Origin of the sequence: Undibacterium sp. 5I2 (assembly GCF_035019605.1) — a bacterium.
Taxonomy (GTDB): Bacteria; Pseudomonadota; Gammaproteobacteria; order Burkholderiales; family Burkholderiaceae_D; genus Undibacterium.
Genome location: NZ_JASJVS010000071.1, coordinates 1 through 18,555 on the forward strand (window position 1 = coordinate 1; position 18,555 = coordinate 18,555).

Below are 18,555 nucleotides of genomic sequence, written 5' to 3' on the forward strand. Positions count from 1 at the left end.
AAAGCGCGCAGGAATGACGTGGCCACCAGTCAGGGTAATGATACCGACTCACTACCCTTTTGCGACAGCCTCTTCAGGCCGGAGATCGACGAAGGAGCGACGCGATGGGAGGGGGTGCAAACCCCTTCCAGCGTCTTTTCCATCGTCGCTTGCGACGATCCATTCAAGTCATCGACATCACCTCGATCGCGATATTGAAATCGGCCTTACTGGCCGATATGGGTGCCACCCTGTTACCGGCCGCGCCATTGCAGGATGAACTGGCGCGCGGTGCACTGCGTGCCAGTCGCATCAGTGATGTGCAACTCGCGCGTACCGTCAGCTTATGCGCCTCGAATACGATACCGCTGACCAATGCGGCCTTGGCAGTTCAACAATTGGTCATCGAGGTCACGCGCGCCTTGTGCCTTGAGCAGCACTGGCAGGGCGCGCGCAGCCTGCTGGCTTAAACCGCCGTCTGCTGGCGCGAGCCGGCCAAGGCCGATAAGCCGATGAACGCCGGATAGGCTTCGGTGATCACGAAGATAGGAATTTGCGAGAGATAGTTTTCGAAACGGCCTTTTTGTTCGAAGCGACGGCGAAAACCCGACTCGGCTAAATAGCTGCCCAGCCGCGGCACGATGCCGCCACCGATATAAATACCGCCACGCGCACCCAAGGTCACGGCCAAATTACCGGCCATGGTACCGAGCATGTCGCAAAAACTGGCCAAGGTATCGATGCAGACCGGGCAACTGCGCTCCAAGCCGCGTTGCACAATCGCCGCTGCATCCAAGTCCTGTGCCGGGTGGCGCAGATAATCTGCCAAGGCGCGATAAATCAGTTTCAAGCCTGGGCCAGACAACAAACGTTCCGAGGAAACATGAGAAAACTCGCGCCAAGCAAATTCTAAAATCGCGATTTCGCGCGCATTACACGGCGAAAAACTGGTGTGCCCACCCTCGCTGTGCAGCGGAATCCACGCCTCGGCAGACGGCACCAGACCGGACACACCGAGGCCGGTGCCGGCACCGAGTAAGCCGATGGCATGGCCGCTGACACTGGCTGCACCGCCGACTTGCTCGAGCTGATGTTGACCCAGAAATGGCAACGCCATCGCCAAGGCGGTGAAATCATTGACCACAATCAGTTGTTCAAAACCGAACAGACGGCGCGTCTGTTCGATCGAAAAACTCCAGTGGTGATTGGTCATGCTGATGTGGTCGCCGGTAATCGGATTGGCGATGGCAATGCCGGCCTGCTGCACCAGCGCACCGCCAGCCGCCTGCACCGCCGCAGCGCTGAGGTAGCTTTGCAAGGCCGCCGCCAGCGTCGCATACTCGGCGCAGGGCAGCACCTGCACGGCCGCCAACTCGCCCGGCGCGATTTCGAGCGCAAAGCGGGCATTGGTGCCGCCGATATCGGCGAAAAGTTTAGGAAAAGACATGAAATTTCAGCCGCTTAACTATGCTTGTCGACTAACAAGCTTTGTTCGGTTTCCGGATCGAAGAACACCGCTTTAGAGAGATCAAAGGCCAAGCGCATCGCTTGTCCCGGCATGGCCGCCGCGCGCGGATGCGTGCGGCAAGTGATGCGGGTTTGGTTAAAGCTTGAAAACACCAAGGTATCCGGGCCGGTTGGCTCGGTCAGCTCGACCACGCAATCGACTTCGGTAGGATGGTAGCCGTCAACCATTTCCGAAGCACGCGCACTGACCGCATCGGTCACGTGCTCAGGCCGAATGCCGAGGATGATCTCGCCATCCGGTTTGCGCAAGCGTTTGATCGCGGCCAGATGCACGTCCGGCACCGGCAACTGCGTCACTACGCCGCCGTGTTCGAGGCAGAAAGAAACGCCAGTGGCTTGCGTTTGCAGCTTACCACGCAGGAAATTCATCGACGGCGAGCCGATGAAACCGGCCACGAACATATTGGCCGGACGGTCGTAAATATCTTGCGGACTGCCGAACTGCTGCACCACGCCATCCTTCATCACCGCAATTTTGTCGCCCAAGGTCATCGCTTCGACTTGATCATGCGTCACATACACGGTGGTGGTTTTGAGACGTTGATGCATGAGTTTGATCTCGGCGCGCATTTCCACCCGCAGTTTGGCGTCGAGATTAGACAAAGGTTCATCGAACAAGAACAGCGAAGGATTCCGCGCGATGGCGCGGCCCATTGCCACCCGTTGGCGCTGACCGCCGGACAACAAGGCCGGTTTGCGGTCGAGCAGATGGGTCATTTGCAGAGTTTCAGCGACGCGGTCGACGATCTTCTTTTGTTCTGCGGCCGGTACCTTGCGGATGCCTAAGCCAAACGAAATATTTTCGCGTACCGTCATGGTCGGATACAGCGCATACGATTGGAACACCATGGCGATGTCGCGTGATTTCGGAGGTACATCGTTGACACATTTTTCGCCGATATAAATGCCACCTTCGGAAATCGTTTCCAAGCCGGCGATCATATTGAGCAGCGTCGATTTACCACAGCCGGAACCGCCAACCAGAATTAGAAATTCGCCATCTTTAATTTCCAGATTAATGCCCTTCAATACTTCTGCACCGTTCGGATACACCTTGCGTACATCGCGGATAGACAAGCTAGCCATATTCATATTCTCCTGATTACTTGACAGCCCGGGCGCGCATGCTCCGCAGCGCCGCCCGGGTTCATAATTGATTAGCCTTTGACCGCACCGGCCGTCAGGCCGCGCACAAAGTATTTTCCAGCCAACAGATACAGGCCCAGCGTCGGCAAGGCGGCGATGATCGCAGCAGCCATGTTGACGTTGTATTCAGTCACGCCCGTCGAAGTATTAACCAGGTTATTGAGTGCCACCGTGACTGGTTGGGCATCGGTACCACCGAACACCACGCCGAACAGGAAATCATTCCAGATTTGGGTGAATTGCCAGATGAAGCAAACCATGAAAATCGGCAGCGACAAAGGCAGAATCACACTCCGGTAAATACGGAAGAAACCGGCACCATCGATGCGTGCCGCTTTCACCAATTCATCGGGCACGCTGACATAGTAATTACGGAAGAACAGGGTGGTGAAGGCGACGCCGTAGACGATATGCACGAACACCAAACCGCCGGTGGTATTGGCCAGCTCAGCCATACCGAGCACGCGCGCCATCGGCAGAATCACCACTTGAAACGGAATGAAACAGCCGACCATCAAGCTGGTGAAGATAATTTCCGAATACTTGAACTTCCAATGCGCTAACACGTAGCCGTTGAGTGAACCGATCAAGGTTGACACCAATACTGCCGGCACCGCCATCTTGATCGAATTCCAGAAATACGGTGCCAAACCCTCGCAGCGCACACCGGTACAGGCGGCACCCCAGGCTTTTTCCCATGCCGCCGTACTCGGATGCATAGGAAAATCGAGCAAATTACCGCTGCGAATTTCATCGAGCGATTTGAGTGAGGTGGACAACATCACATACAGTGGCGCGAGGTAATACAGTGCGCAAAAAATCAGCAGCGCGTAAATCAACAGACGACCGGGACGGAACGCCGCTTTGCTGTCAGTGGCCATGGCGAGCCTCCTTGGTTTCGAGGTAAATCAACGGCACCAGCACAGCCAACACCGTCATGAGCATCATCATCGCCGAAGCAGCGCCGAGCCCGAGTTGACCACGTGTGAACGAGAATTGGTACATGAAAATAGCCGGTACATCCGACGAAGTGCCGGGGCCGCCGGCGGTCAGTGCCATCACCAGATCGAAACTCTTGATGGCAATGTGCGAAAGCACCAGCAGCACGCTGAAAAATACCGGGCGCAGCGCCGGAATGACGATGCGACGATAAATGGTCGGCAGGCTGGCACCATCGACCATAGCGGCTTTGATGATACTGTCATCCACGCCGCGTAAGCCGGCCAGGAACAGCGCCATCACGAAGCCCGACGATTGCCAGACTCCGGCAATGACGACGGTATAGATGGCAAAATCGGAATCGACCAACCAATCCATGGAAAAGTTCGGAAAGCCCCATTCTCTGACCATTTTTTCCAAACCCAGGCCAGGATTGAGAATCCATTTCCACGCCGCACCGGTAACGATGAACGACAGCGCCATCGGATACAGATAAATCGCTCGCAGTGCGCCTTCGAGACGAATTTTTTGATCGAGAAACACCGCCAGCGCCAAACCAACCGCCAGGCAGATGAGGATGAACAGCGAGCCGAATATCCCGAGATTGGCGGCAGACACCCACCAACGGTCGAGATCGAACAAGGCTTGATACTGACCGAAACCGGTCAATTCGTAATTGGGCATGATGCGCGAATCGGTCAGTGACAGATAGGCGGTAAAGGCGATGAAACCATACACAAACAGCAGCGATGCAAACACGGTTGGCGAGAGCACCAAGCGCGGCAACCACAGATCGGCGAGCGAACGCAAACGGTCTGGCAAGGAAGCCTGCGACTGCGCGGGGGAAAGGGTAGTACTTGACGGGGGAATGACCGACATGCTTGTCTCCGGGAACAGAGGATCACCAGCGCGCCAGAGAGCGTGCCGGTGCGCCGCTGCATCAATGATGCCGCGGCGCCTCCAGGTAAAACTGAGTTTATTTTGCTTTTGCCGCTTTGACCAGGGCTTGGGCTGCTGCTTGGGAAGTCATGTTGGAATTCATGAATTTCGCAATCACGTCTTGAATTGCGCCAGCTTTAGCTGAATCGATCGCCATGCCATGGGCAAAGCTTGGTACCAGACCACCGGATTTGTTGGTGGCATCCATGTCATCCATCGATTTCAAGGCACAACTGTCAAACTTGGCGCGGGAAACGCCGGCACGGACCGGAATCGAACCCTTGTTGAGATTGAAGATTTCCTGGAATTCCGGGCTCATCACCGCGGTTGCCAGTGTCAATTGCGCTTTCTGTTGCTCAGCACCTTTGACATTGAACATCGCCAAAGAATCGATGTTGAACGTGTACGATTTTTCTGTACCCGGTGCGGCTACGCAGAGGTAATCCTTGCCTGGCTGTTTGCCGGCGGCAGTGAATTCACCTTTTGCCCAGTCGCCCATGAATTGCATACCAGCTTTACCGTTGATGACCATGGCCGTTGCCAAATTCCAGTCGCGGCCAGCGGAATCTTTATCGATGTAAGTCTTGATTTTGCCCAGTGTATCGAAAGTCTTGATCATGGTCGGGCCGGACAGTGTCGCCGGATCGAGTTGAATCAAAGCTTTTTTGTAAAATTCTGCACCACCGACGCCGAGCGCGACCGATTCAAAGACCGTCGCATCTTGCCAAGGTTGACCACCGTGGGCAACGGCGATGAAGCCGGCTTTTTTGATCTTGTCGGCAGCAACAAAGAATTCATCGAAATTGGTCGGTGTTGTGGCACCGGCTTTTTTCAAGACTTCAGGATTGATCCACAACCAGTTGACGCGATGCACATTGATCGGTGCCGCAACATAATGGCCTTTGTACTTCATCACATTCGAGACTACTTTAGGCAGTAAGCTATCCCACTTGCCTTCGGTAGCGGCTGCATCGATATTGGCTAACACGCCTTCATTGCCCCATTCTTGAATCGATGGACCTTTGATTTGGGCCGCTGTCGGTGCACTACCGGCAATCACGCGTGCTTTCAGTGCAGTCGTCGCATTTTCACCACCGCCGCCGGCGACCGCGAAATCTTTCCAAGTAATGCCCTTGGCTTCCATCATTTTTTTCAATTCGGCTGCCGATTTTGCTTCGCCGCCAGATGTCCAGTAATGCAAGACTTCGACTTCCGCTGCCTGGGAAGTGGCCATGCCGGCCATCATCGTCGTCGCAGCAAGGACAGCTAAGCTGATTTGTTTCAATTTCATGTTGGTTCTCCAGTGAAACTTGATATAGGGTTGTGGTGACGCTCAAGTACCCGCGCAGACTATCGCAGTCCGCGCGGCCAGCCGGGGTGGATTACCACCAAGCTTCGACTTGTACGCCAGCCGACGTGCCGCTGGTGCCATTGTTATACACCGGGCCCGAGTTGTTATTAGCATTGACCGCAGCAGTGGCTGCATTGTTCCATTTACCGTAGCTGACGAACAAACGCAGCTCTGGACGTGCCCAGTAACTTTCGCCCATGGAGATGGTTGGAGCGATCGTGAGTTTGGTCAAACGTTGATCTGCTGCGCCATTGGCACCAGTGACGCGATCAGTACCGAGTTCCATTTGCATTTTGAAATGTGGCGCAAAGGCATAGACCGGACGCACACCGAGGCTAGTCCAAGTGGTCGAGCCGCCGGCATTCGATTTATCGCGTTGGATCAAAGCTACGAATTCGGCGCTGAATTGTTTGGTCGGTTGCACTACCAGGTCATTAAACAAACGCAGACGTGTTACGTCAGAGCCTAGCGATGTGCTGCCGGAAACACCGATACGACCGCCGCCACCGCCGACGCCAGGACCGACGCCATATTGCAGGCCGACGGTATTGCCGCCACCGAATACCTCTTGTTTGTGGAAGATCGATGCTTGCCAACCATTGTGTGAATTATCGCCTTCGCCTTTGATCAGGGTCAGAGCGGCGTCAACTTTGCCGCCTTCATTGACTGGCAAACCTTCGTAGATCACGGTTTGGCGCAGCGCTGCCGTGGTACCGGTAACGAGGCCGGTAGTTGGACTGATGACCGACAGATCATTATCTTTAAACACGGCATAGCTGAGCGTACCGGCACCAGCTTTGAAACGATCGATACCGGCACCGGTACCGTTCATGTTGATGTACTGCAAATCCAGCATATGGATGTCAGGACGGAAGTAGTAACGTTTCCCGACCCAAGCTACGCCACCGCCGAGGAAGTCGAGATTTTTCGCTTCGACATAGGCTTTGGCGACTTTCAAAGGCGCATCGGCGAAATCTGAGTGTGGGCTGTAAGCATTGGCCCACAGCGTACCCGTGAAGATCACGCCATCAGCGGCTTTGGCCAGCGTGGTGGTGTAACCGCCTTCGAAGTAGGCATCGCACTCATTGCCGAGGCGGTATTTCATCGTGTTACCACCGAGACCGAAGCAACTTTGCGAACCACCACCGCTGCGGCTGCCAGCGCCATCGCGGAAATAACCATGGAAGCCATCTTCATCGTGACCACCATCAGCCAGCGCGATGCCGGATGAGAGGGCGAGCGTGAGCGCCAAAGGCAGCGCTTTGAGTTTGTTGTATTTCATTTTGTCTCCGTAATTGTATATTTAACTATGCGCAACCAAGTCTGTGCTTATTTGTTGATCACCGTGAGCATGTCGCTTGTCGTTTGACCGCCATGCACACTAACATTGCTACGATTGTGATTCCAACTGTGCCGCCTCTTACTAGCCGGTAAGGCTTAAGTTGTTGATTTTTATCAGGATAAAGTTTTCAGTGCAAAGAGCTTGGCTTACCTTACTTTACAAACACCTCGATCTGCGCATCCCAAACTCGCCCGCGCTCATAGAGAAACAGCGGCACATGACGGGATTAGCCCTGAAGAAATAAAAAAACATATAAACTTACGTTTCTTTACAATTAGATGGCCTTACTTACGCTTGCCCTGTCCGATTGCAAGTCAGTTCGGCTATAGTGTCTGCCGAGACAAGGAAGGATACACAAGGTGCAAACAGCGATTTCAATATTGTTGCCCTGTGCGGAATTTGCAAATACAGCAGTCGATCGACTGTGCGCTGCCATGCGGTGCTATCGCACGGCGTTGTTGGGCGTGCTGCTGTGTCTGCTTGCAAATGCACAAATCTATGCACAAAATCAAACTGTCCAAGTGTTGCATTGGTGGACGTCTACCAGTGAACACAAAGCGGTAGCATTGTTGGCTGGTAAATTGGCACAAGAAAATTTGATCTGGGTCGATGCGGTCATACCGAACGGTTCAGGCATCGGTGCGGGCATCGTCTTGAAGAGTCGTATGTTGGCCGGCAATGCCCCGGAATTCGCCCAGCTCAATGGCGTCATCATTTCCGAATGGGCCGATCTCGGCTTGCTGCTGGAAATCGATGCCATTGCCAAAGACGGCAAATGGGAAAAATCGCTGTATCCCTCGGTGTGGAATTTGATCCGCCCGAAAGCCCATCCGGTCGCCATTCCACTGGGCATTCATCGTATCAATACGCTGTTCTACAATCGCAAGCTGTTTGCCAAATATCAGCTCACGGCGCCGACCAACTGGGATGAATTCGAAGCCGTCGCCAAGCGCTTGCAGCAAGCCGGCATCACCCCGCTGGCGCAAAGTTCCGAGCCGTGGCAAGTTGCCACCCTGTTTGAAACCTTGGTGCTGGCGGAATCGGATGCAGCTTTTTATCGCAATGCCTTCGTGCGCAAAGACGCCGCCGCCTTCACCGACTTGCGCTTTGCCAAAGCCCTGTTGCGCCTGCGCTGGCTCAAACAATGGATGCCGACGCCCTTGAAAGAACAAAGCTGGAGCGACATGACGCGCCTGTTGGCCGATGGCGACGCCGGCATGCTGGTCATGGGTGACTGGGCCAAGGGCGAACTCAACGCCTGGGGCATCGCCACCGATGTCGGCTTTTCCTGCGCTGCCGTGCCGCGCACCGCGCGCTACCATCTGTATGATATTGACACCTTGGTCATGCTGGCCAAAGACAATTCCTTCCGCAGCGCCCAAGAAAAAATCGCACAAATCGCGCTGTCACCGGCGATGCAGATGGAATTCAACCAGATCAAGGGTTCCATACCGGTGCTGCGCACGGCCGATACCAGCAAGTTCGATAGTTGTTCACTGGCCTCTTGGACGGTCTTTTCGCGTGGCAATATGGTGCAAGTGCCAAGCTTGGCACATCGCATGGCCACCGATGAATTGTCGAAAGACGCCATCATCGCCGAAGTCATGCGCTTTTTTTCTGATGACCGGCAGCCGGTGAGCGAAACCCAGCGCCGCCTCGCGGCGATCAGCCGCACCTTGACCCGCTGACACTGGGCCGTGCCCACCCCTGAATTGAAGATTTAAATATGACGCGCAAAATACTGATTGTTGATGACGATCAAAAAACCCGAACTCTGCTCAAAGCCTATCTGGAAAAAAACCAATACGAAGTCAGGCTGGCGCATAACGGCGAATCGTTCTTGGCCGAATTCGCCCGCTATACCGATGAATTATCGATGGTGATACTCGACGTGATGTTGCCCGATACCGATGGCTTCGCGCTGTGCAAAATTGTGCGGCAGCGCTCGAATATTCCCATCATCATGCTCACCGCCAGTTCCGATGAAACCGATCGCGTGGTCGGACTCGAGCTCGGTGCTGATGACTATATTGGTAAGCCTTACAGCCCGCGTGAACTGCTTGCACGTATCAAAGCGATCCATCGACGCATGGGCAGCGACAGCAATGCGCCGCCACGTTTTTACCGCTTCAATGGCTTTACCTTGGACACCGTCGAACGCACCGTCGTCAATGCCGCGGCCGAAATCGTCGCACTCACCGGGCTGGATTTTCAATTATTGAAATACTTCCTCGAACACCCGGGCGACATTCTCGACCGTGGTCTCTTGTGCGAGGAAACCCGTGGCCGCGATTCCGGCCCGCTCGATCGTTCGCTCGATGTACAAATCAGCCGCCTGCGCCTGCGCCTCAATGATGATGGCAAACAGCCATTCATCATCAAGACCGTGCGCGGCGCTGGCTATGTGTTCTCGGCTGACGTCAGCGTCTCGAATGTTTGACATCTTCAACCGCTGGCAATGGCTGCAGCGGCTATTGCCGTCGTCCTTATTGGGACGCTTGACCATCGTCATGGTGGCTGGGGTGATGCTGACGCAATTCGTTGGGAATGCCTTTTGGGCCGCGCAGATGCGCAAAGAATCGCAGATCGAGGTAAACGAATCGTCGCAACATCTGGCCCAGAGTGCGGCCAGCACGATACGGTATTTCATGAGCCCGCCGCCGAATTACCGTCCGCTCATCATTCAACAATTCCGCGAAATGGGCGGCACCCGTTTTTATGTCAATCTCAACAGTATGCCGTTGGCGATCAAAGATATCGAACAACAAGCATTGGCCGAAATGGCGAAGCAAAAAATCTTGCTGGCGCTGAAAAAGAATTTGCCCAACCTGGCTAAAGTACAAATCAACTTCTCCTGGCCGACTGACTTGGTGTTATCGGAAGACGGTGCCGGCATCGGCGATGTACCAGACCGCTGGGTTCAGCATATTCTCGTCACCAAGCCCAACCCAGCCCCGATACTGGTGATTCAAGTCGAAATGGAACCAGGTCGCTGGCTGTACTTGGCTACCCTGATGCCCAACCCATATTTCCTCGACAGTAATGACCCGCTGTCGGGCGACCGCGTGGTATTGCAAGCGCTGTCGCTGGCAACCGTACTGTTGCTGTCGATCTTAGTGGTGCGCTGGATCACGCGGCCGCTGGCGGCGCTGTCGGAAGCGGCGGAAGCCTTCGGTAACGGTGAAGCAGCACCGCAGTTGCCGGAGACTGGCAGCCGTGAATTCGTCAATACCGCGCGTGCCTTCAGTGCCATGCGCGAACGGATTGCGCGCTACATCGACGACCGCGAACGCCTGTTCGTCTCGATCTCACATGATCTGCGCACCCCCATCATGCGCTTGAAATTACGTGCCGAATTACTCGACGATGAAGAGGTGCGCAGCGAATTTCATGATGACCTCGATGAACTCGACATGATGGTTAAGGGCGCGCTGCAATGTGTCAAAGACAGCGATATTTACGAAAATCCGACCGAAATCCGCCTCGATCCACTGATTCAGCGCATGGTGCGCGGGGTCGGTTTGTCTGGCCATGCGATTGAATTTACTGAATCAGGCTTGAGTATCGCGGCCAAACCATTAGCGCTCAAACGCGCCATCGGCAACTTGCTCAACAATGCGATTCATTACGGCGAGCGGGTAGAAATTTTCTGCCTTGCCGTCGCTGGCGGCGTCGAAATTCACATTCGTGATCATGGCCCCGGCGTACCGGAAGAAGCCTTGAGCAGTCTGGCGCAACCATATGTGCGGCTCGAGCATGGCCGTAGCCAAAACCAAACCGGGCTCGGCTTGGGCCTGAGCATCGCGCGCGACATCGTCGACGCCCACGGCGGTACCCTGCGGCTGAACAATGCGGCCGACGGAGGTTTTGAAGCCGTCATTTTCCTGCCTGTAAAAGCATGAAACAGCGCTGGTATCATTTTTTCTGATACCAGCATGTGAATTTCATATTTTGCCAGATGCCGGCTTTGCCCCACACTGATCCCTCAGCAGATTTCGGTCAATAGTCGGCCGAATTCGCATAAAATAGCTGTTATCTCAGCCAACGCAACGAGAAACTGTAGACGATACCTCGCTACAGCTTATGAGCAAATTTGCATCTTACCGGATGCAATGGATGTTCTTTGCGATCTAAATTATCAATTTTGGAGCCATTCATGTTATCCGACACCTATCCGGAGTCTGCTGGTCTATCGTCTGCCGCCGTTCCTGCCACTAGCCTGTACCCGGTGCGCCTCGAAGACAAATACACCGCCACCACAGGCACGATCTTCCTCTCTGGCATCCAAGCGCTGGTACGTTTGCCGATGCTGCAGCGCCTGCGCGATCAAGCCGCCGGCCTCAATACCGCTGGTTTTATTTCCGGCTATCGCGGCTCACCCTTGGGTGGTCTCGATGAAACCCTGTGGAAAACCAAACAATTACTCGAACAAAGCCATGTGCGCTTCGTTCCCGGGGTGAATGAAGACCTCGCTGCCACCGCAGTCTGGGGCAGCCAAACGGTGGATCTGATCGGCCCGGCCAAATACGACGGTGTGTTCGCCATGTGGTATGGCAAAGGCCCTGGCGTTGATCGCAGCGCCGACGTGTTCAAACACATGAACCATGCCGGTACCGCCGTCCACGGTGGCGTGCTGCTGGTGGCCGGTGATGACCATGGTGCCTATTCTTCCACCTTGCCGCATCAATCCGACCATATTTTTTCCGCCTGCATGATTCCCATGCTGTACCCGGCCAATGTGCAAGAATACCTCGACCTTGGTTTGCATGCTTGGGCCATGTCGCGCTTTTCCGGTTGCGCGGTCGGTTTCAAAGCCTTGGCCGACACGGTCGAATCGACCGCTTCGGTCGATGCCGACCCCTTCCGCTTGCAGATCAACATTCCGCACGATTTTGTCATGCCCGAAGGCGGCCTCAATGCGCGCCTGTCGCAAGACACCCTCGGTATCCAAGCGCGCAAACAAGAAGCGCTGATGCAGGATTACAAAATCTATGCCGCACTCGCGTATGCCCGCGCCAATCAGCTCAACCGCGTCACCATCGACAGTCCGCACGCGCGACTGGGCATCGTCGCCTCCGGCAAATCGTATCTCGACGTGCTCGAAGCGCTGGAAGAACTCGGCATCGATGAAGCTCTGGCCGCCGACATTGGCCTGCGCCTGTTCAAAGTGGCGATGCCGTGGCCCTTGGAACCGGACGGTGTGCGCGAATTCGCACTCGGCCTTGATGAAATTCTGGTGGTCGAAGAAAAACGCCAGATGGTGGAATACCAACTCAAAGAACAACTCTACAACTGGCGCGACGATGTACGGCCGCGCGTGATCGGTAAATTCGATGAAAAAGGCGAATGGGTACATCCACGCGGAGAGTGGCTGCTTACTTCCAAGGCTGATTTTTCCGTGGCGCAGATCGCCCGCGTCATCGCCGCACGCATCGCCCGTTTTCATACCAGCGACTTGATCAAGGCGCGGCTGACATTTTTAGAAGCCAAAGACGCGGTATTGACCCGCCAAGTCAACACGCCGGCGCGTCCGGCCTATTACTGCTCAGGCTGCCCGCACAATACCTCGACCAAGGTGCCCGAGGGCAGTCTGGCCCTGGCCGGCATCGGTTGCCACGTCATGGCCACTGCCATTTACCCGGAATTCAATAAACTCACCACCCATATGGGTGGTGAAGGCGCGCCGTGGATAGGCCAAGCGGCCTTCAGCACGCTGCCGCACGTCTTTCAAAATCTCGGTGATGGCACCTATTTCCATTCCGGTTATCTGGCGATTCGCGCCGCCGTGGCCGCCGGCGTCAATATCACCTACAAAATTTTATACAATGATGCCGTCGCCATGACCGGCGGTCAGCCGATCGACGGCACCATCAGCGTGGCCATGATGGCGCAACAAATGGCGGCCGAAGGAATCGCCCGCATCGCCTTGGTTACGGAAGACCTGAGCCGCTACCTCGACCGCTCGGCCTTGCCGCGTAATGTCACCTTACACGACCGCACCGACATGGATGCGGTACAGCGCGAACTGCGCACCGTCCCCGGTACCAGCGTGCTCATCTATGATCAAACCTGCGCGGCTGAAAAACGTCGCCGCCGCAAAAAAGGCGAATACCCCGACCCGGCCGAGCGCCTGTTCATCAACCCTGCTGTGTGCGAAGCTTGTGGCGACTGCGGCGTGCAATCGAATTGCACCGCTATTTTGCCGCTGGAAACGGAACTCGGGCGTAAACGCGCGATCGACCAATCGTCCTGCAATAAAGATTACTCCTGTGTCAAAGGTTTTTGCCCTAGCTTTGTCACCGTCTCCGGCGGCAAGCTGCGCAAATCATCGACTGGCCGTGCCGCCGACAGCGCATTCGGCCCACTCCCCGAACCGCTGCTGCCAAACTGCGACAGCTCTTACAATATTCTACTCAATGGCATCGGTGGTACCGGCGTCATCACGGTCGGTGCCTTACTCGGTATGGCCGCCCATTTGGAAGGCAAGGGCGCATCGGTATTAGACATGACCGGCATGTCGCAAAAAAATGGCTCGGTCACTTCGCATATCCGCATCGTCAATCAAAGCAGCCGCTTGCGCGCGCAACGCATCGCCACCGGCGAAGCCGATCTGGTACTCGGCTGCGATATCCTCACCGCCGGCGCCCACGACGCCATTTCTAAAATGCGTGCCGGCCGCACCCGCGCCGTCATCAACACGCACCAACAACCGACCGGTGCATTCACGAAAAACCCCGATTGGCAATTCCCGCTGGAATCGACCGAACACCTGATCGCTGACTCAGTCGGCGACCAAGTCGACTTCATCGACGCCACCCGCATCGCCACAGCCTTGATGGGCGACGCCATCGCCACCAACTTGTTCATGCTCGGATTTGCCTACCAAAAGGGGGCGCTACCGGTCTCGGCCGCCGCCTTATTGCGCGCCATCGAACTCAATGGTGTCGCCGTCGCAGCTAACCAACAAGCCTTTCTGTGGGGCCGGCGTGCCGCCGTCGATCTGGCGCGCGTCGAAGGCATCGCCGTGCCAGCTCAAACCATTTCGCTGCAACTGCCACAAAGCTTGGACAAACTGCTGGCGCACCGCCAAGCTTACCTGACTGCCTATCAAAACGCCGCCTATGCGGCGCAATACACCGAGCTGGTAGCACGCGTGCGCAGCGCCGAAGCAGCGCTCGGTGCAGGCAATAAACTCAGCATGGCCGTGGCCAAGTACTACTTCAAGCTGATGGCCTACAAAGACGAGTACGAAGTCGCACGCCTGTACACGGATGGCGAGTTCAGCAAACAATTGGCGCAGCAATTCGATGGCAAATTCAGCCTGAAATTCAATTTAGCTCCGCCCTTGTGGTCGAAAAAAGACAGCCAAGGCCATCTGATCAAGGCCGAATACGGTTCCTGGGTGTGGCAAGCATTTAGCTTGCTGGCCAAATGCAAGAGCGTGCGCGGCACCCGCCTCGACCCGTTCGGCTATAGCGCCGAACGCCGCAGCGAACGCGCCTTAATCGTCGAATACCGCGCCATGTTGCTGGCCTTGCTGGAGCAACTCAGCGTCGCCAATCTGGCGCAGGCTGTGGCGCTGGCCAGCCTGCCGGAACAATTGCGCGGTTTTGGTCACGTCAAAGAACAAGCGCTGCAAAGCTACCAACGCGAAAAAATTCGTTTGCAGCAAAGCTTGAGCGAGAGCACTAGCGAATTGGCCCGCGCCGCCTAAATCGGCAGCGCCTGAGACGAGCAAAGCAGTGTGCTCGTCTCGGGCGTATTTCGGACCATACCTGATTTGTTTATTGACGTTTACGTTAACGTCATATAGATTCAAGCCATAAGAATACGCAGCGCTATTCTGCGCTGCATCACCAGACCGTTGAGGAAGACATGACCGACCTGTCCGTAGCCCAGAATCTGAACGAATACAAGCCCACTAATAAGCTGCGCTTTGTCACAGCCGCCTCGCTGTTCGATGGCCACGATGCCTCGATCAATATCATGCGCCGCATCCTCATGGCCAACGGTGCCGAAGTGATTCACCTTGGGCACAATCGCTCGGTAGAAGAAATCGTCACCGCCGCCCTGCAAGAAGATGCCCAAGGCATCGCCATCTCCAGCTATCAGGGTGGTCATGTTGAATACTTCAAATACATGATCGATTTGCTGCGCCAACGCGGCGGTGCGCATATCAAAGTCTTCGGCGGCGGCGGCGGTGTCATCGTACCCGAAGAAATCGCCGATCTGCATGCCTATGGCGTGACGCGCATTTTCAGTCCGGAAGATGGCCAGCGCATGGGCTTGGTCGGTATGATTTCATCGATGATACAAGCCTGCGATGTCGACTTGTCCGGCTATGCCCCGACCACCATGGGCGCTTTGCAGCAGGGCGAGCTGAGCGCGCGCCACCGACCGCTGGCGCAATTGATTACCGCGCTGGAAAACGAACGTGTCGCCCCCGAGTTACGCGCTGAAATTTTCCGCGCCGCGCAGCAGGTGCAAGTGCCGACGCTGGGCATCACCGGCACCGGTGGTGCTGGCAAATCCTCGCTGACCGATGAATTGATACGCCGTATCCGCCTCGATCAAAACGACGGCCTCAACATCGCCCTGATCTCAATCGACCCGTCGCGCCGCAAATCCGGCGGTGCCTTGCTCGGTGACCGCATCCGCATGAATGCCATCAACCCGTGGCAAGGCCAAAACAAAGTCTTCATGCGCTCGCTCGCCACCCGCGAAGCTGGCTCAGAAATTTCGCAAGCCTTGCCCGACGTGATCGCCGCCTGCAAAGTCGCCGGTTTTGACATCATCATCATCGAAACCTCTGGCATCGGCCAAGGCGACGCCGCCATCGTGCCGCATGTCGATGTCTCGATGTACGTGATGACGCCGGAATTCGGTGCGGCCTCGCAGTTGGAAAAAATCGACATGCTCGATTTTGCCGACTTCGTCGCCATCAATAAATTCGACCGCAAGGGTGCGCAGGATGCGCTGCGCGATGTCGCCAAACAATACCAACGCAACCGCGAACTGTGGAGCCAAAAACCCGAGGACATGCCGGTCTACGGCACCCAGGCATCGCGCTTCAACGACGATGGCGTCACCGCGCTGTATCAAGGCTTGCTGCCGGCGTTGTGTGCCCACGGCCTCAAGGCGGCTGCCAGCAGCCTGCCCGCTATCGGCGTCAAATATTCCAGCGCCAAGCACGTCATCGTGCCGGCCGCGCGCAGCCGCTACCTGGCTGAAATCGCCGACACCGTACGCCAGTATCACCAGCAAAGTGGCAAGCAAGTCGGCTGGGCGCGCGAACGCCAGCAACTGCAAGCAAGCAAACGCATGCTGGCCGCCGCCGGACATGCCGTCGATGAAGCTTTCGACGCCCTCATCGAAAGCCGCGACCACCACTTGAACGCCGAATCGAAACGCCTGCTCAAAGACTGGCCGGAACTGCAAGCCGCGTATGCCGGCGACGAATACGTCGTGCGCATCCGCGATAAAGAAATCCGTACCCGCCTGACTCAGCAAACCCTGTCCGGCACCACCATCCGCAAGGTCGCACTGCCGCGCTTCGTCGACCATGGTGAAATTCTGCGCTGGCTGCTGCTGGAAAATGTACCCGGTGCCTTCCCTTACACCGCCGGTGTATTCCCGTTCAAACGCGAAGGCGAAGATCCAACCCGCATGTTTGCCGGCGAAGGCGATCCATTTCGCACCAACCGTCGCTTCAAATTGGTTTCGCAAGGCATGGCAGCCAAACGCCTCTCGACCGCCTTCGATTCGGTCACGCTCTACGGTGCTGATCCGGCTCTGCGTCCCGACATCTACGGTAAGATCGGCAATTCCGGCGTCTCGGTCGCCACGCTCGACGACATGAAAGTACTCTACGACGGCTTCGACCTGTGCGACCCGGCGACCTCGGTATCGATGACCATCAATGGCCCGGCCCCGACCATTCTGGCCTTCTTCATGAATACCGCGATTGACCAGCAAATGGAAAAATTCCACGCCGCCAACCAGCGCGCTGCCACGCCCGAGGAAGCCGCCACACTCCGCGCCTGGGTCTTGATGAATGTGCGCGGCACCGTACAAGCCGATATCCTCAAGGAAGACCAGGGCCAGAACACCTGTATTTTCTCAACCGAATTTTCGCTCAAAGTGATGGGCGATATTCAGCAATACTTCGTGCAACACAATGTGCGTAATTTTTACTCGGTATCGATTTCCGGCTACCACATCGCCGAAGCCGGTGCCAATCCGATTTCCCAGCTCGCCTTCACGCTCTCGAATGGCTTCACCTTCGTCGAAGCGTATCTGGCACGCGGCATGCACATCGACGACTTCGCCGCCAACCTGTCCTTCTTCTTCAGCAACGGCATGGACCCCGAATACACCGTACTCGGTCGCGTCGCCCGGCGCGTTTGGGCCATCGCCATGCGCGACAAATACGGTGCCAACGAACGCAGCCAGAAACTGAAATACCACATCCAAACTTCCGGCCGCTCACTGCATGCTCAGGAAATCGACTTCAACGATATTCGCACCACGCTGCAAGCCTTGATCGCCATCTACGACAACTGCAACAGCCTGCACACCAATGCCTACGATGAAGCCATCACCACGCCAACCGATGAATCGGTGCGGCGCGCCTTGGCGATACAATTGATCATCAACCGCGAATGGGGCTTGGCGAAAAATGAAAACCCGATACAGGGCAGCTTCATCATCGAAGAACTGACAGAGTTACTCGAAGAAGCCGTGATGCAGGAATTCGAACGCATCGCCGAGCGCGGCGGCGTACTCGGGGCGATGGAAACCGGCTACCAACGCGGGAAGATTCAAGAAGAATCGATGCACTACGAACACCTCAAACACGACGGCAGCCTGCCCATCATCGGCGTCAATACCTTCCGCAACCCCAAGGCCGGTGGTACCCCACAAAAAATCGAACTGGCCCGCTCAACCGAGGAAGAAAAGCAATCGCAACTGACGCGCTTAGCCGATTTCCACGCCAGCCATGCCGCCGTCGCCCCGGCTGCTTTGCAAGCCTTGCAACTGGCGGCCATCAATAATGAAAACGTGTTTGAAAAACTGATGGAAGCGGCGCGCATCTGCTCGCTCGGACAAATCACGACAGCCTTGTTTGAAGTCGGTGGGCAGTACCGGCGCAATATGTAAGTTGACAGTTCGCGCCCTGCGCGGGTGTTTGGTAGTAAGAAAAAAAGCCTCAGCAATACGCAAGTATTGTTGAGGCTTTTGCTTTCAGATGCGCAGAACAACTTAATGGATCGTCGCAAGCGACGATGGAAAAGACTCTGGAAGGGGTTGGCATCCCCTCCCATCGCGTCGC

At 55.9% G+C, this 18,555-nt stretch carries 12 protein-coding genes; 6 read left to right on the forward strand and 6 right to left on the reverse strand.

Going from position 1 to position 18,555, the window contains the following annotated elements; all coding sequences use genetic code 11:
• Positions 1-104 precede the first annotated feature (104 nt).
• Complete coding sequence (locus QN359_RS17525; protein ID WP_323493356.1) at positions 105-449, forward strand: LysR substrate-binding domain-containing protein; 345 nt, start codon at positions 105-107, stop codon at positions 447-449.
• Here the strand turns inward: QN359_RS17525 and QN359_RS17530 are convergent.
• The 6 genes from QN359_RS17530 to QN359_RS17555 all read right to left on the reverse strand — a co-directional run bounded on the left by QN359_RS17530 (position 446) and on the right by QN359_RS17555 (position 7,163).
• On the reverse strand, positions 446-1,426 hold the full coding sequence (locus tag QN359_RS17530; RefSeq protein ID WP_322250093.1) for a glucokinase: 981 nt from the start codon (positions 1,424-1,426) through the stop codon (positions 446-448). The genes QN359_RS17525 and QN359_RS17530 overlap by 4 nt on opposite strands.
• A 14-nt stretch (positions 1,427-1,440) precedes the next feature.
• Complete coding sequence (locus QN359_RS17535) at positions 1,441-2,592, reverse strand: sn-glycerol-3-phosphate ABC transporter ATP-binding protein UgpC (RefSeq protein ID WP_322251043.1); 1,152 nt, start codon at positions 2,590-2,592, stop codon at positions 1,441-1,443.
• Positions 2,593-2,663: 71 nt separating this feature from the next.
• Positions 2,664-3,533, reverse strand: a complete 870-nt coding sequence (locus QN359_RS17540; protein WP_322250092.1) for a carbohydrate ABC transporter permease — start codon at positions 3,531-3,533, stop codon at positions 2,664-2,666.
• On the reverse strand, positions 3,523-4,470 hold the full coding sequence (locus QN359_RS17545) for a sugar ABC transporter permease (RefSeq protein ID WP_322250091.1): 948 nt from the start codon (positions 4,468-4,470) through the stop codon (positions 3,523-3,525). Before QN359_RS17545 ends, QN359_RS17540 begins: the two co-directional genes overlap by 11 nt.
• Positions 4,471-4,567: 97 nt before the next feature.
• A complete protein-coding gene (locus QN359_RS17550; protein ID WP_322250090.1) occupies positions 4,568-5,821 on the reverse strand; it encodes an ABC transporter substrate-binding protein in 1,254 nt (417 codons plus the stop codon).
• Between the two features lie 91 nt (positions 5,822-5,912).
• Complete coding sequence (locus tag QN359_RS17555; RefSeq protein ID WP_322250089.1) at positions 5,913-7,163, reverse strand: carbohydrate porin; 1,251 nt, start codon at positions 7,161-7,163, stop codon at positions 5,913-5,915.
• A 494-nt stretch (positions 7,164-7,657) separates the two neighbouring features.
• Here QN359_RS17555 and QN359_RS17560 point away from each other — a divergent pair, with 494 nt between their 5' ends.
• The 5 genes from QN359_RS17560 (at position 7,658) to icmF (ending at position 18,383) form a co-directional block, all read left to right on the forward strand.
• On the forward strand, positions 7,658-8,911 hold the full coding sequence (locus QN359_RS17560; RefSeq protein WP_322250088.1) for an ABC transporter substrate-binding protein: 1,254 nt from the start codon (positions 7,658-7,660) through the stop codon (positions 8,909-8,911).
• 38 nt (positions 8,912-8,949) lie between these two features.
• Positions 8,950-9,663 carry a response regulator transcription factor gene (locus QN359_RS17565; protein ID WP_322250087.1) on the forward strand — a complete coding sequence of 238 codons (714 nt, stop codon included), beginning with the start codon at positions 8,950-8,952 and terminating at the stop codon, positions 9,661-9,663.
• The gene (locus QN359_RS17570) at positions 9,656-11,125 is read left to right on the forward strand and encodes an ATP-binding protein (RefSeq protein WP_322250086.1); all 1,470 of its coding nucleotides are present in this window, start codon (positions 9,656-9,658) and stop codon (positions 11,123-11,125) included. Before QN359_RS17565 ends, QN359_RS17570 begins: the two co-directional genes overlap by 8 nt.
• Positions 11,126-11,379: 254 nt before the next feature.
• A complete protein-coding gene (locus QN359_RS17575) occupies positions 11,380-14,937 on the forward strand; it encodes an indolepyruvate ferredoxin oxidoreductase family protein (protein ID WP_322250085.1) in 3,558 nt (1,185 codons plus the stop codon).
• 161 nt (positions 14,938-15,098) lie between these two features.
• Entirely contained in the window at positions 15,099-18,383 is a 3,285-nt protein-coding gene (gene icmF, locus QN359_RS17580) for a fused isobutyryl-CoA mutase/GTPase IcmF (protein ID WP_322250084.1), read from the forward strand.
• The last annotated feature ends 172 nt before the right edge of the window (positions 18,384-18,555 follow it).